This is a genomic window from Achromobacter aegrifaciens, from assembly GCF_902859735.1.
Classification (GTDB): domain Bacteria; phylum Pseudomonadota; class Gammaproteobacteria; order Burkholderiales; family Burkholderiaceae_B; genus Achromobacter; species Achromobacter aegrifaciens.
On the sequence record NZ_CADIJY010000008.1, the window covers coordinates 83353 to 98371 of the forward strand.

The window sequence follows — 15019 nt, forward strand, 5'->3', positions numbered from 1 at the left end:
AGGCTTTCGGGGCCAATTGCAACCTTGTTCCGGGAACCGGCCGCCACCCCGTGCGGCGCGGGCCTTCCTGGTGGAGATCCGTCGTGAATGCCCCCGCTCGCCTTGCACAGGTCGCGCCCGCCCGCGCGGCCGACACTTCTTACGCCATGGACGGCTGGTGGTCCCTGGTCTACCAGGGCTGGACACTGCTTACGCCCCATGGAGCCCGCATCGGCCTGACAGCCCTGGAGCGTACCTGCCTGCTTTGCCTGGCGGGCAATCCCGCCAGGGAATTGCGGCGCGATGAATTCATGGCGGTGCGCAAACGCACCACCATGCGCACACTGAATGTGGCGATCTGCCGCCTGCGCGGCAAGGTCCTGCTGGCCGGCGCCAGGCTGCCGCTGCATACCGTGCACGGCATGGGCTATGTGTTCCTGGGCAAGTTGCGGGAGCTTTCCGAGAGCTGATCTGTTGTATGAAATCCCCGCGCGCGTGGCATTTGAAGCACTAAAAATCAGTGATTTCCCCAATAACTGAGTTACATTACTGGGCTGATTACGTGCCTTGATGACGCATGCTTCTTATTTAACGTGGCCAATGCCGCGCTTAAATACTGCGATTACATGACGCGATTACGGTTAATTACGCTACGCGGGGGTTTCAATGCGGTTTTCGCCTAAACGTGTTTCAGGGCTGGCTTTTTCCGGCGGGGTCCTCGCACTGATATTGGCTGGTTGCGGCGAAAAGCCGCACATGAATCCAGGCATGCCCCAGGTCAGCGTCATTACGATCCAGCCGCAGCGCGCGCCCATCGTGTCCGAATTGCCCGGCCGCGTCGACGCCGTCCGGGATGCGCAGATCCGTTCGCGGGTCACCGGCATCGTCCAGAAGATCGCCTTCGAGCAAGGCGGTGACGTCAAGGAAAACCAACTGCTCTTCAAGATCGATCCGGCGCCCTACAAGGCTGCCTACGATCAGGCGACGGCGCAGCTCAAGCAGGCGCAGGCCAACCTGTTCAGCGCCAAGCTGCTGGCCGACCGTTACGCCCCGCTGGTCAAGGCCAACGCCGTCAGCAAGCAGGAATACGACAACGCCGTGGCTTCGTACCGCCAGGCCGACGCCTCCGTCGCCGCCGCCAAGGCGGCGCAGGACAATGCCGCCATCAACCTCGGCTACACCGACGTCACCTCGCCCATTACCGGCCGCATCGGCAAGCCGCTGGTCACCGAAGGCGCGCTGGTCGAGGCCACTTCGGCCACGCAGATGGCCACGGTGCAGCAGCTGGATCCGATCTACGTCGACTTCACCCAGTCCACCGCGGAACTCGCATCCTTGCGCCGCGCCTTCGCCAGCGGCCAACTGCAACAGGTCGGCAAGGATACGGCGCGCGCCACCATCGTGCTGGAAGACGGCTCCGAATACGGCCAGCCGGGCAAGCTGCTGTTCACCGGCATCACCGTGGATCCGACCACGGGCCAGGTGAACCTGCGCGCCGAAGTCCCCAACCCCGATGGCATCCTGCTGCCCGGCATGTACGTGCGCGTGCGCCTCGAGCAGGGCGTGGACGACAAGGCCCTGATGGTGCCGCAGCAAGCGCTGCAGCGTACCGCGGACGGTCTGCAAAGCCTGATGCTGGTCAAGGACAACAAGATCGAGCAGATTCCGGTCACCACCGGCGGCGCCCTCAAGAGCAACTGGATCGTCACCAGCGGCCTGAAGGCCGGCGACGTGGTCGTGGTGGAAGGATTCCAGAAGGTTCGCCCGGGCGCTCCGGTTCAGGCCAGCGAATGGAAGAACGGCACGCCCGCCCCGGGCGGCCAGGCGCCCGCGCAACCGGGTGCCAAGCCAGCGGAATCCGCCCCGCAGCCTGGCGCCAAGCCGGCCGAACCTGCGCAGCAGGACAAGGCCGCAGGCCAGAAATCTTAAGCGGCACGCGGCGCAAGCGCCGCGTTCCTCTTTGGTGAGCATCGCTTTCAGAGTCAGCCCACATGCCGCAATTTTTTATTGATAGACCGATTTTCGCCTGGGTAGTCGCCCTGTTCATCCTGCTGGCCGGGGTGCTGGCGATCCCGAACATGCCGATTTCGCAGTACCCGGACGTAGCGCCGCCCGCGATCACGATCACGGCCACGTACCCCGGCGCGTCGGCCAACGAAGTGGCCGAGCAGGTCACCAGTATCATCGAAGACCAGCTCAACGGCGCCAAGGGCCTGATCTACTACGAGTCGGTCAGCGATTCCTACGGCACCTCGACCATCACCGCGACCTTCGCTCCGGGCACCAATCCAGACTTGGCGCAGGTGGACGTGCAGAACCGCGTGTCCAACGTGGTCGCGCAGTTGCCCACCGCCGTGCAGCAGCAGGGCCTGCAATATGAGCAGACCAGTACCGGCTTCCTGATGGTGGCGGCGGTGTCGTCCACGGACGGTTCGCTGGACCAGACGGCGCTGGCCGACTACATCACCCGCAACATCAAGAACCCGGTTTCCCGCGTGCCCGGCGTGGGCCAGTTCCAGCTGTTCGCGGCGCCGCGCGCCATGCGCGTGTGGGTCGATCCCGCCAAGCTGGTCGGGTTCAACCTGAGCATGTCGCAGGTCAACCAGGCCATCGCCCAGCAGAACGTGGTGATTTCCGGCGGCAGCATCGGCGCGCCGCCCAACCCGGATTCGCAGCGCATCACCGCCACGGTCACGGCCAACGGCCAGCTGAGCACGGTGGAGGGCTTCGGCAAGATCGTCCTGCGCGCCAACACCGACGGCTCCAAGGTGCTGCTGCGCGACGTCGCCCGCATCGAAGTCGGCGCGGACAACTACCAGTTCGGCGCCCGCCTGAACGGCAAGCCGACGGCCGCATTCGCCATCGTGCTGTCGCCCAACGCCAACGCGCTGGCCACCGCCCAGGGCGTGCGCCAGCAGATGGAAGAGCTGTCCAAGTACTTCCCGGGCAACATCACGTACTCCATTCCGTACGACACGGCGCCCTACGTCAAGGTGTCCATCGAGCAGGTGGTCCACACCCTGGCGGAAGCCATGGTGCTGGTGTTCCTGGTGATGTACCTGTTCCTGCAGAATGTCCGCTACACCCTGATCCCGGCCCTGGTGGTGCCGGTGGCCATGCTGGGGGCGTTCGCGGTGATGCTGGCGCTCGGGTTCTCCATCAACGTGCTGACCATGTTCGCCATGGTGCTGGCCATCGGGATTCTGGTGGACGACGCCATCGTGGTGGTGGAAAACGTCGAGCGGATCATGTCCACAGAGGGCTTGCCACCCAAGGAAGCCACCAAGAAAGCGATGCCGCAGATCAGCGGCGCCATCATCGGCATTACGCTGGTGCTGGTGACGGTGTTCCTGCCGCTGGCCTTCATGAGCGGTTCGGTGGGTGTGATCTACCGCCAGTTCTCGATCGCGATGGCCGTGTCGATCTTCTTCTCGGCACTGCTGGCCCTGACCTTCACCCCGGCGCTGTGCGCCACCATCCTCAAGCCGGTGCCCAAGGGCCACCACGAGGACAAGAAGGGCTTCTTCGGCTGGTTCAACCGCAAGTTCGACGCCACCACCCACAACTACCAGAACTGGGTGTCGCGCATCCTGCACAAGGGCGGCCGCATGATGCTGGCGTTCCTGCTGCTGGTCGTGCTGCTGGGCTGGCTGTACCTGCGCCTGCCTTCGTCCTTCCTGCCCGAGGAAGACCAGGGCTACGTGGTCAGCAACATCGAGCTGCCCACCGGCGCTACCGCCAACCGCACGGTCGAGGTCATCGAGCAGGTCGAGAAGTACTTCTCGGACGTGCCCGCGGTCGAGAACATCATCGCCGTGCAGGGCTACAGCTTCAACGGCAACGGCCTGAACGCCGCTATCGCCTTCGTCACGCTGAAGGACTTCAGCGAGCGCAAGTCGCGCCAGGACTCGGCGGGCGCCATTGCCTTCCATGCCTTCGAAAAGCAGCTGATGGGCATCCATGACGCGCAGGTGTTCACCTTGGTGCCACCCGCCATTTCGTCCCTGGGCAACGCGACCGGCTTCGACTTCCGCCTGCAGGATCGCGGCGCGGCGGGTTCCGCCGCCCTGGCCGCGGCCACCGGCGAACTCATGGGCCTGGTCATGAAGAGCCCCGTGCTGTCGCAGGTGCGCATCACCGGCCTGGGGCCGGGCGCGCAGCTCAGCCTGACCATCGACCGCGAGAAAGCGGCTGCGCTGGGCGTGGACTTCAACGAGGCTGCCTCGCTGATTTCCACCGCGGTCGGCTCCGCCTACCTGAGCAAGTTCCCCAACCTGGGCCGGATGCAGAACATCTGGGTGCAGGCCGACGCGCCGTACCGCATGCAGCTCAATGACGTGCTGCAGCTGAACGCCCGCAACAGCCAGGGCGGCATGGTGCCGCTGTCCACCTTCGTCAAGGCCGAGTGGAAGCAGGGTCCGGTGCAGGTGGTGCGCTACAACAGCTACGAGTCCATGCGTATCGGCGGCGACGCCGCCCCTGGTTACACCACGGGCGAGGCGATGGCCGAGATGGAGCGTCTGGTGGGCCAGTTGCCGCAGGGCTTCGGCTACGAGTGGAACGGCCTTTCCTACCAGGAACGCCAGGCCGGCAACCAGGCTCCGATCCTGATGGGCCTGTCGCTGCTGGTGGTGTTCCTGGTGCTGGCCGCCCTGTATGAAAGCTGGGCCATCCCGATTTCGGTGATGCTGGTGGTGCCGCTGGGCATGCTGGGCGCGGTGGCGTTGATCAGCGCGCTGGGCATGTCCAACGACGTGTACTTCCAGGTGGGCATGGTGACCGTGATCGGCTTGGCGGCCAAGAACGCCATTCTTATCGTGGAATTCGCCAAGGACCAGTACGCCCGCGGCATGGGGCTGTATGAATCCGCGGTGGAAGCCGCGAGGCTGCGGTTCCGTCCCATCTTGATGACGTCGCTGGCCTTCATCCTGGGCGTGGTGCCCCTGGCCATGGCGACCGGCGCAGGCGCCGCCAGCCAGCGCGCCGTGGGTCTGGGCGTGCTGGGCGGCATGTTGGCCGCCACGCCGTTCGCGGTGATTTTCGTGCCGACCTTCTTCGTGGTGGTGCTGGGCCTGTTCAAGACCCGTCCGCGCCTGTTGGGCGCTGAACTGCGCGCCTTCGAAGAAGAGCAGGCGGCCAAGAAGGCCGCAGCCGGACAGGCTGCGCCGGACGCGCCCGCGCAACATCCCGCACAACCCAACGGTGGCCAGGAGGGCAAGGAATGAAAGCCCTGAAGTTCAAACAGACCGCCTTGTCCGCTTTCGTGGCGGTGGCGTTGGCCGGCTGCTCGCTGGCGCCCGATTACAAGCGCCCCGATGCGCCGGTTTCCGGTACGTGGCCCGATCAGCCCAAGGTGCAGTATGGCGGCTACGCCAAGCCCACCTCGCTGGGCACCCAGCCGTCCACCGCGGTCATGCCGCAGGACGGCACGCCGGCGGCCAATCTGGGCTGGCGCGAGTTCTTCCGCGATCCGCGCCTGCAAAGCCTGATCGAGCTGGCGCTGGTCAACAACCGCGACCTGCGCGTGGCGGTGGAACGCGTGGAAGAGGCTCGCGCCCAATACGGCATCCAGCGCGGCGCGCAATGGCCCAGCATCGGCGCCGGCATCCAGGGCCAGCGTCAGCATCTGCCCCAGAACATGCGGCAGCCCGGCGCGGGTTCGATCAGCAGCTCGTACCAGGCAGGCATCGGCCTGACCACCTTCGAGATCGACCTGTTCGGCCGCCTGCGCAACCTCTCCGAGGCGGCGTATCAGCAGTACCTGTCGACCGAGCAGGCGCAGAAGAGTGCGCAGATCACGCTGGTCGGCGCGGTCGCGCAGTCGTACTTCAACCTGCGCGCCGCCGAGGTCCAGCTGGACCTGACGCAGCGCACCCTGGCGTCGCGCCAGGAATCCTATGACCTGGTCAAGCGGCGTTTCGACGGCGGCGTGGCTTCGGAGCTGGACCTGAACCAGGCCAAGTCGCTGCTGGATACGGCCTCGTCCGATCTGGCTCAACTGGCCCGCGCCCAGGCCCAGGCCATGAACGCGCTGGTGCTGCTGGTCGGCACGCCCTTGCCGCCGGACCTGCCGGCGCCGGCCGTGTTCGGCCGCGACCAGCTTCTGGCGACGGTGCCAGCCGGCCTGCCGTCCGATCTGCTCGAGCGCCGTCCGGACATCATGGCCGCGGAAAACCAGCTGCTGTCCGCCAACGCCAATATCGGCGCGGCGCGCGCGGCGTTCTTCCCGACCATCTCGCTGACCGGCCTGCTAGGGGTGGCCAGCCCCTCGTTGGGCGACCTGTTCAAGGGCGGCCAGGGCTATTGGAGCTTCTCGCCGTCGATCACCACGCCGCTGTTTGCCGGCGGCAGCATCCGCGAAGGGCTGAACCTGGCCAAGGCGCGCGACAATATCGCCGTGGCGCAGTACGAACAGTCCATCCAGCAGGCGTTCCGCGAAGTGTCGGACGCGCTGGCCGGCGAAGCCACCTACGGGGCGCAACTGGATGCCCAGCGCGCCCTGCAGGACGCGTCCGGCCGCACGCTGGAACTGTCGAATCTGCGTTATACCAATGGTATCGACAGCTACCTGCAGGTGCAGACCGCGCAGGTGGACTTTTTCAATGCCCAGCTCGCCCTGGTCCAGACTGGCCTGGCCGCGCTGATCAACCGCGTGGAGCTGTACAAGGCCCTGGGCGGCGGCTGGGAAGAAACAACGAAAGTGCAATGATAGAACTTGGTGTAAACATCGATCACGTTGCCACGCTGCGGCAACAGCGCCACACGACCTATCCGGACCCGGTGCTCGCCGCGCTGCGCGCGGAGGACGCCGGCGCCGATCTGATCACGCTGCATCTGCGTGAAGACCGGCGCCATATCCAGGACAAGGACGTCTACGCCATGCGTCCGCAATTGCGTACGCGCATGAACCTGGAATGCGCGGTGACGGCGGAAATGCTGGAGATCGCCTGCGCGGTCAAGCCCAGCGACGTTTGCCTGGTGCCCGAAAAGCGCACCGAACTGACGACCGAAGGCGGCCTGGAAGTCGCGGGCGCCATGGGGCCGGTGTCGGATGCGGTGGGCCTGCTGGCCGAGGCCGGCATCCGCGTGTCGCTCTTCATCGATCCGGATCCCGTGCAGATCGCGGCCGCGGCCAAGGCCGGCGCGCCGGTGATCGAATTGCACACCGGCGCCTACGCCGAAGCTGAAGGCGAGGCCGCCGAGGCCGAACTGCAGCGCTTGCGCCTGGCCGTGACCGAAGGGCTGCGCCACGGCTTGCGCGTGAACGCAGGCCACGGCCTGCATTACGGCAACGTCAAGCCGGTGGCCGCGCTGGAAGGCATTTCCGAACTCAACATCGGCCACGCCATCGTGGCGCAGGCGGTGTTCGACGGCTGGGAAAAAGCGGTGCGCGACATGAAGGCGCTGATGGTGCAGGCCCGCCTGCAAGCGCTGCGCGGGCTGTGACCGCGAGCCCGTTATCCCGTTTTTTCCTGCGGCCGCGCGCTGATTCCCATGTCTGACGCTTCCCGCCCCGCTGCGCCCGCAGGCGCCATTGCCGGCATCGGCATGGACCTGCTGCGCATCGACCGCATCGAGCGCGCGCTGGCGCGCCACGGCGACCGTTTTGCCGAAAAGATCCTGGGCGTCGAAGAACTGCAGAAGTTCCACGCGCGCCGCGCCCGCGACCCGGTGCGCGGCCTGCGTTTCCTGGCTACGCGCTTCGCGGCCAAGGAGGCGTTTTCCAAGGCCATAGGCCTGGGCATGCGCATGCCCATGACGTGGCGGCGCGTGCAGACGCTGAATGCGCCCGGCGGGCGTCCCGTGCTGGTGATCGCGCCCGAACTGCTGCAATGGTACGAGCAGCGCTTTGGTGCGGCCCACGTTTCCATTACCGACGAATCCGACATGGCCGCCGCTTACGTGGTGGTCGAACGCAAGCCCTGATCGGCGGACTCGTGTCCGCCGCCGGCTTGCCAGACTTAGACAGAAGGACAGCCTGACATGGCCAAGAAGAAATCCAGGGCGGTCCTGCCGCCCGGCCCCGTGATGGTCGATGTGGCGGGATACTCGCTGACGAAGGCGGAGAAGAAGCGCCTGCGCCATCCGCTGGTGGGCGGCGTGATCCTGTTTGCGCGCAACTTCGAAAGCCGCAAGCAACTGACCGAGCTGACGCGCCAGATCCACAAGGCCCGCAAGGAGCCGCTCTTGATCCTGGTGGACCACGAAGGCGGCCGTGTGCAGCGCTTCCGCGACGACGGCTTCACGGCGCTTCCCGCCATGCGCGACCTGGGCGCGTTGTGGGACCGCGATCCGCTGCAGGCCATGCGCCTTGCGACCGAAGCCGGCTACGTGCTGGCCGCCGAGCTGCGCGCCTGCGGCGTGGACATGAGCTTCACGCCGGTGCTGGACCTGGACTACGGCGTCAGCAAGGTGATCGGCACCCGCGCCTTCCACCAAGACCCGCGCGTGGTCACGATGCTGTCGCGCGCGCTGATCCAGGGCTTGCAGCTGGCGGGCATGTCGGCCTGCGGCAAGCATTTCCCCGGCCATGGTTTCGTGGAGGCGGATTCGCACCACGAGATCCCGGTGGACCCGCGTCCGCTGGACAAGATCCTGCAGGACGATGCCGCGCCGTACGCCTGGCTGGGCGATGCAGTGCTGCCGTCGGTGATGCCTGCGCACGTGATCTATCCCAAGGTCGACAAGCACCCGGCCGGCTTCTCCAAGCGCTGGGTGCAGGACATCCTGCGCACCCGCCTGGGCTACGATGGAGTGGTGTTCTCGGACGACCTGACCATGGAAGGGGCCTCGGTCGCGGGCGACATCCTGGACCGCGCCAACGCGGCGCTGGGCGCCGGCTGCGATATGGTGCTGGTGTGCAACCGGCCGGACCTGGCGGACGAATTGCTCGAACGCCTGAAGTTCGAGCACGCGCCCGAGTCCGTGGCGCGCATCCGCCGCCTGATGCCGCGCTTTGACGCGCCGGACTGGGATACCTTGCAGGCTGAAAGCCGTTATCAGAATGCCCGACGACTTCAATCTCAAATCGTTCCTGGCTGACCTGCCGCATCTGCCGGGCGTGTACCGGCATCTGGATGCGGCCGGAGAGGTCATGTATGTCGGCAAGGCGCGCGACCTGAAGAAGCGCGTCTCGTCGTATTTCCAGAAAAACCTGGCCAGCCCCCGCATCGCCCAGATGGTGGCGAAGGTGGCGCGGCTGGAGGTGACGGTGACGCGCTCCGAAGCGGAAGCGCTGATCCTCGAAAACAACCTCATCAAGACCCTGAAGCCGCGCTACAACATCCTGTTCCGCGACGACAAGTCTTATCCCTACCTGCTGATCACCGGCCACGAATGGCCGCGCATTGCCTATTACCGCGGCGCTACCAACAAGCGCGGCCAGTACTTCGGGCCGTTCCCCAATGCCTGGGCCGTGCGCGAGACCATCCAGATCCTGCAGAAGGTATTCCGCCTGCGGACCTGTGAGGACTCGGTCTTCGCCAACCGTTCGCGACCCTGTCTGCTGCATCAGATCGGGCGCTGCTCGGCGCCCTGCGTCGGCGCGATCGAAGCCGCCGACTACGAGCGCGACGTGCAGCGCGCCGTGCGCTTCCTCAACGGGGAAGCCAAGGAGGTGATGGGCGAAATCGAAAGCCGGATGCAGCAGGCGGCCAGCGAACTGCGCTTCGAGGAAGCGGCGGCGCTGCGCGACCAGATGGGGTCGCTGGCGCGCGTATTGCACCAGCAGACCATGGAAAACGTCAGCGGCGAGGACACCGACATCATTGCGGTGGCGATCGCGGGCGGCAAGGTCTGCGTCAATCTGGCCATGGTGCGGGGCGGCCGCCATCTGGGCGACAAGCCGTTCTTTCCCACGCATGCCGAGGGCGAGGCCGCGCCGCAGGTGCTGGAAGCCTTCGTGGCCCAGCACTACACCGACAATGCCATGCCGCCGGTGCTGGTCTGTTCGCACGCCTTGCCGGATCCTGACCTGATCGGCCTGTTGGTGGAACAGGCGGGCGGACGCCCGTCGCGGGTGCTGACGCGTCCGCAAGGCGCGCGCCGCGCCTGGCTGGAGCAGGCGGCCAAGAACGCCGAAATGGCCTTGGCCCGCGCCTTGACCGAGTCCGGCGCCCGCGCCGCCCGGACACTGGCGTTGGCCGAGGCGCTGGACCTGGACACGGACGAAGCCGCGCTCGACGCGTTGCGCATCGAATGCTTCGACATCAGCCACACGGCGGGCGAAGCAACCCAGGCGTCCTGCGTGGTGTTCGAACACCACGACATGCAGCCGTCGCTGTACCGCCGCTACAACATCGCCGGCATCACGCCGGGCGACGATTACGCCGCGATGCGCCAGGTACTGAGCCGCCGCTTCGCCAAGGTGGCGGACGGCGAGGCGCCCATGCCCGGCCTGGTTCTGATCGACGGCGGCAAGGGCCAGGTGGAAGTCGCCCGCCAGGTGTTCGTGGAACTGGGCCTGGATATCCAGACGTTGGTAGGCGTGGCCAAGGGGGAAGGGCGCAAGGTCGGCCTGGAGACCCTGGTGTTCGCCGACGCCCGCCCGCCGGTGGCGCTGGGCGGCGAATCCGCCGCGCTGATGCTGATCGCCCAAGTGCGCGACGAGGCGCACCGCTTCGCCATCACCGGCATGCGCGCCCGCCGCGCCAAGGCCCGCAACGTTTCTCGCCTGGAAGAAATCGAAGGCATCGGCGCCCGCCGCCGCCAGCGCCTGCTGGCCCGTTTCGGCGGCTTCTCGGGCGTGGCTTCGGCCAGCATCGAAGACCTGGCCTCGGTCGACGGCATCTCCCAAGACCTGGCGATCCGCATCTATGAAGCCCTGCGGTAGCCGCCATGCATAAATGCCGGCGGTTACTCACCCTCTGCTCGGTTACAGACGCAGCAACCGGCGTAGCGCCCGCCGGGCCGCGCGGATCCGGCTCCGCCGGTCCGCAGCGGCGCCCCCCTGGGGGGGAAGCGCCTCCGGCGCTTCGGGGGGGCGTCTTACTGTTAGCATACGGACACTATGCCAATTAATGTACCCATTATCCTGACATGGCTGCGCATCGCCATGATTCCGCTGGTGGTCGGGCTGTTCTACCTGCCCGAAAGCTGGATGTCGGTCCCTGTGCGCGACACTTTCGCCGCCTGGGCTTTCATTATTGCGGCGCTGACCGACTGGTTCGATGGCTGGCTGGCCCGCCGCTGGAACCAGACCTCGGCGTTCGGGGCCTTCCTGGATCCGGTCGCCGACAAGCTGATGGTCTGCGCGGCCCTGATCGTCCTGCTGGACCTCAGCCGCGTCGACGCCTTTATTTCCCTGATCATCATCGGCCGTGAAATCACGATTTCCGCGCTGCGCGAATGGATGGCCAAGATCGGCGCCAGCGCCAGCGTGGCGGTGCACCGGCTGGGCAAGTTCAAGACGGCCGCGCAAATGGTGGCGATTCCGTGCCTGCTGTACAACCAGCCGATCTACGGCGTCAGCTCGCGCCTGCTGGGCGATGTGCTGATCATCGTGGCGGCGGTGCTGACGGTGTGGTCGATGCTGTATTACCTGCAGCGCGCGTGGCCCGCCATCCGCGAAAAGGCCATGTAGTCCAGAGTCCGTATTTTTGTTTGACAGAGCGGCGGCACGGCTCGCGCAAGGCGGCCGCCCTTACATACCAAGAGCGATCCGCCGGCGTGTCCGGGACGGCGCCTAGAGTCCAACGCCCGGAACATCCGGACGTTGCCGGAGACAACCCGCGCACCGCCGCATCGGCGCCGCGCCACCTGCCGCTGACCGCGGCCGCCTGCAATGAACACCGCTGCGAATACCCTGGCCCTGGACGCCGCCGCCCGCCGGCGCGACTGGAAGATCATTCTGCTGATCGGGGTCGCCCACGCTTCCTCCCACTTCTTCCAACTGGTCCTGCCCTCGCTCTATGTCTCGCTGGGCAACGAGTTCGGCCTGGACTTTGCCCGCCTTGGGCTGCTGGTGTCCACGTTCTATGTGGTTTCCGGCATCGGCCAGGCGTCCTCGGGCTTCGTGGTGGACCGCATCGGCGCGCGGCCGGTGCTGTGGTTCGGGCTGGCGTGCTTCGTGTTGTCCGGCGTGCTGATCGGATCGGCCAACGGCTACGCCATGCTGGTGGCGGCGGCTGTGGTGGGCGGCATCGGCAATTCGGTTTTCCACCCGGCCGACTATTCCATCATCAACCATCGCATTTCCGCGCCGCGCCTGGGACATGCCTTCTCCACGCACGGGCTGACGGGCAATCTGGGCTGGGCGCTTACCCCGGTTTTCATGACCAGCATCACCTTGCTCGCAGACTGGCGCGTAGCGGCCTATAGCGCCGCCGGGCTGGTGGCCTTGGTGCTGTTGTTGACGATTCTGGGTCGCGATCTGATCGGCGGCCCGTCGCCGCTGGAAGGCCACGCGGACGTGGAAGCCGGCAAGGCCGCTCCCAAGCCCGCGGCAAAGCCGCAGGAAAGCGTGCTGACGACGCTGACCACGCTCTTGTCCAAGCCGGCGCTGTGGGGCGCGTTCCTGTTCTTCGCCTGCACCTCCATTGCGCTGTCGTCGGTGCAGAACTACACCATCCCCTTGCTGGGCCAGCTGTATGACCTGTCCAAGGTCGCGGCCAGTTCGGCGCTGTCCGGCTACATGGTGGCTTCGGCCGTCGGCATGGCCGCGGGCGGCTTTCTGGTGTCGGCCAATCCGCGTACCGAACGCACCGTGATGGTGGCCCTGATCCTGGCGGGCCTGACGCTGGTGGTGCTGGCGCTGGGTTTGGTGCCGGCTGTGATGGCCGCACCGGTGGTGGCCCTGGCGGGCTTCTGCTCCGGCGTCGCGGCGCCGTCGCGCGACATGTTGATCCGCCGCGTCACGCCCAAGGGTTCCACCGGCTCGGTCTACGGACTGGTGTACTCCGGCATGGACGTGGGCTCGGCCCTGGGGCCGCTGGCCTTCGGCCTGCTGCTGGACGCCGGGCTGCGGCAGGGTCCCTGGGTGGGCGCGGGCGTCGCATTCGCTGCCGCCGCCTTCCTGGCGCAATGGATCGCGGTGCAGGCGCGGCGTGCGGAACCCGCCGCTGCGGCTTCGGCGGCTGTGCGTTCCTGATCATGGCGGGCCCTGCACGGGCCCGGCGGTTTGACCCGGCGCAAGGTTCGACCCGTTTCCCTCTGATGTAATGACCTTTATGGGATAAAGGTTATTCACAGGAGAAGCGAAATGAGAAGGGCAAGCGCGTTGCTGGCGGCCGGGGTCGCCTTGGGCAGTTGGATGGGTCTGGCCCAGGCGGCTTCGCAGGAACCGATACAGCCGGTGGAGCCGGCGGTCATCAAGGAGCCGGCCAAGGTCGAACTGGGCAAAAAGCTCTTCTTCGATCCGCGCCTGTCCCGTTCCGGCGCGATTTCCTGTAATTCCTGCCACAACCTGGGCATGGGCGGTTCGGACAATCTCAAGGCCTCGATCGGGCACAAGTGGCAGCAGGGCTCGATCAATTCGCCGACGGTGCTCAACTCCAGCCTGAACATCGCCCAGTTCTGGGACGGCCGGGCCAAGGACTTGCGCGAGCAGGCGGGCGGCCCCATCGCCAATCCCATGGAGATGGCGTCCACTCACGAACTAGCGGTGCAGGTGCTGAATTCCATTCCCGGCTACCGGGCGGAATTCAAGCAGGTCTTCGGCAAAGACGACATCACCATCGACGAGGTCACCGGCGCCCTGGCCGCGTTCGAGGAAACGCTGGTGACGCCTAATTCGCGCTTCGACCAGTGGCTGCGCGGCGACCAGAAGGCGCTGACGGTGCGCGAGCTGGCCGGCTACGAACTCTTCAAGAACAGCGGCTGCGTGGCCTGCCACAACGGCGTGGCGGTGGGCGGCAATTCGTTCCAGAAGATGGGCCTGGTCACGCCCTACGTTACCGAGAACAAGGCCGAGGGCCGCGCGGCGGTGACGGGCAAGGACGCCGACCGCTTCAACTTCAAGGTGCCGACGCTGCGCAACGTGGCGCTGACCTATCCGTACTTCCATGATGGCGAGGCAGCTACCTTGACGCAGGCCGTGGACGTGATGGGCCGGTTGCAGCTGGGCCGGACCTTCACGCCCGACGAGAACGCGCAGATCGTGGCGTTCCTGAAGACCCTGACGGGCGATCAGCCGGCGATCCAGTACCCGGTGTTGCCGCCGTCGGCGGACGATACGCCGCGGCCCGAGCCTTTTGTGAAGTAACGCGGTTTCCGGCGCCTACTGGCGGACGGTACGCACGTCCGCCGGCGGCCCGGCTTCGAAATTGCTGCGCCAGGGGTTGATGTCCAGCCCGCCGCGGCGCGTATAGCGCGCGTAGACCGTCAGTTGCTCCGGCCGGCAGGCCTGCATGATGTCGCTGAAGATGCGTTCCACGCAATGCTCGTGGAATTCCGCATGCTGGCGGAACGAGATCACGTAGCGCAGCAGCGACTCGCGGTCTATGGGCGCGCCACGGTAGCGGATCTGCACGCTGGCCCAGTCGGGCTGGCCCGTGACGGGGCAGTTCGATTTCAACAGGCGCGACGCCAGCGTTTCCTCGACCACGTCGCCCGCGCGGGTGCGCAGCACTTCGGGGGCGGGCTCGTAGGTATCGATTTCGATATCCAGCTTGTCTATATAGACGCCATCCATTTCGCCCATCTGCAATTCGGAGAAGCGCTGCGGCAGGAAGAAATCCAGCCCCACCGGCGCGCCGGCGGCGGCGCTCAGGTCGCGCTCCAGGCGACCGCGCAGGGCGGCCGAATTGACCAGGCGGGTCTGGTTGAACGAGTTCAGATAGAGCTTGAAGGACTTGGACTCGATGATGTTGGGGCTGTCGGCCGGCACCGAGAAGGTGGCCATGGCCACGCGCGGCTTGCCCTTGGCGTCCAGCCAGGACAGCTCATAGGCATTCCACAGGTCCACGCCGGTAAAGGGCAGCTTGCCGGCTTCCAGGTTCAGCGCCGCGCGATTGTGCGAACGCGCGATGGGGAAGAGTAGGGAGGGGTCGTATTGCGAGGCGTAGGCCACGCTCTGGCCCAGCGGGCCGTGGGACAGCGTCAT

Annotated in this window: 12 protein-coding genes; 11 read left to right on the top strand and 1 reads right to left on the bottom strand. The window is 66.3% G+C overall.

Features of this window, described 5'->3' with window-relative positions; all coding sequences use genetic code 11:
* Positions 1–83: 83 nt before the first annotated feature.
* The 11 genes from HV766_RS21280 (at position 84) to HV766_RS21330 (ending at position 14179) form a co-directional block, all read left to right on the top strand.
* Positions 84–449 carry a winged helix-turn-helix domain-containing protein gene (locus HV766_RS21280; RefSeq protein WP_054452894.1) on the top strand — a complete coding sequence of 122 codons (366 nt, stop codon included), beginning with the start codon at positions 84–86 and terminating at the stop codon, positions 447–449.
* Between the two features lie 196 nt (positions 450–645).
* Positions 646–1908 (top strand): efflux RND transporter periplasmic adaptor subunit, encoded by a 1263-nt coding sequence (locus HV766_RS21285; RefSeq protein ID WP_054452892.1) that lies wholly within the window; start codon positions 646–648, stop codon positions 1906–1908.
* Between the two features lie 62 nt (positions 1909–1970).
* A complete protein-coding gene (locus HV766_RS21290; protein WP_054452890.1) occupies positions 1971–5204 on the top strand; it encodes a multidrug efflux RND transporter permease subunit in 3234 nt (1077 codons plus the stop codon).
* On the top strand, positions 5201–6688 hold the full coding sequence (locus tag HV766_RS21295) for an efflux transporter outer membrane subunit (RefSeq protein ID WP_054452888.1): 1488 nt from the start codon (positions 5201–5203) through the stop codon (positions 6686–6688). Before HV766_RS21290 ends, HV766_RS21295 begins: the two co-directional genes overlap by 4 nt.
* Positions 6685–7425: a pyridoxine 5'-phosphate synthase gene (pdxJ, locus tag HV766_RS21300; protein WP_054452886.1), complete on the top strand. Its 741-nt coding sequence runs from the start codon at positions 6685–6687 to the stop codon at positions 7423–7425. Before HV766_RS21295 ends, pdxJ begins: the two co-directional genes overlap by 4 nt.
* A 48-nt stretch (positions 7426–7473) precedes the next feature.
* Complete coding sequence (gene acpS, locus HV766_RS21305; protein WP_054452884.1) at positions 7474–7905, top strand: holo-ACP synthase; 432 nt, start codon at positions 7474–7476, stop codon at positions 7903–7905.
* A gap of 57 nt (positions 7906–7962) precedes the next feature.
* Positions 7963–9021 carry a beta-N-acetylhexosaminidase gene (nagZ, locus tag HV766_RS21310; RefSeq protein ID WP_175181792.1) on the top strand — a complete coding sequence of 353 codons (1059 nt, stop codon included), beginning with the start codon at positions 7963–7965 and terminating at the stop codon, positions 9019–9021.
* Positions 8984–10810 (top strand): excinuclease ABC subunit UvrC, encoded by a 1827-nt coding sequence (uvrC, locus tag HV766_RS21315; protein ID WP_054452880.1) that lies wholly within the window; start codon positions 8984–8986, stop codon positions 10808–10810. The genes nagZ and uvrC overlap by 38 nt, the downstream gene beginning before the upstream one ends.
* Before the next feature lie 177 nt (positions 10811–10987).
* On the top strand, positions 10988–11560 hold the full coding sequence (gene pgsA / locus HV766_RS21320) for a CDP-diacylglycerol--glycerol-3-phosphate 3-phosphatidyltransferase (protein ID WP_119449989.1): 573 nt from the start codon (positions 10988–10990) through the stop codon (positions 11558–11560).
* Positions 11561–11761: 201 nt separating this feature from the next.
* On the top strand, positions 11762–13066 hold the full coding sequence (locus HV766_RS21325; protein WP_175181793.1) for an MFS transporter: 1305 nt from the start codon (positions 11762–11764) through the stop codon (positions 13064–13066).
* Positions 13067–13177: 111 nt separating this feature from the next.
* Complete coding sequence (locus tag HV766_RS21330; protein WP_054452876.1) at positions 13178–14179, top strand: cytochrome-c peroxidase; 1002 nt, start codon at positions 13178–13180, stop codon at positions 14177–14179.
* 15 nt (positions 14180–14194) lie between these two features.
* On the opposite strand, the gene queF is transcribed toward HV766_RS21330, so the two are convergent.
* On the bottom strand, positions 14195–15019 hold the full coding sequence (queF, locus tag HV766_RS21335) for an NADPH-dependent 7-cyano-7-deazaguanine reductase QueF (RefSeq protein ID WP_054452874.1): 825 nt from the start codon (positions 15017–15019) through the stop codon (positions 14195–14197).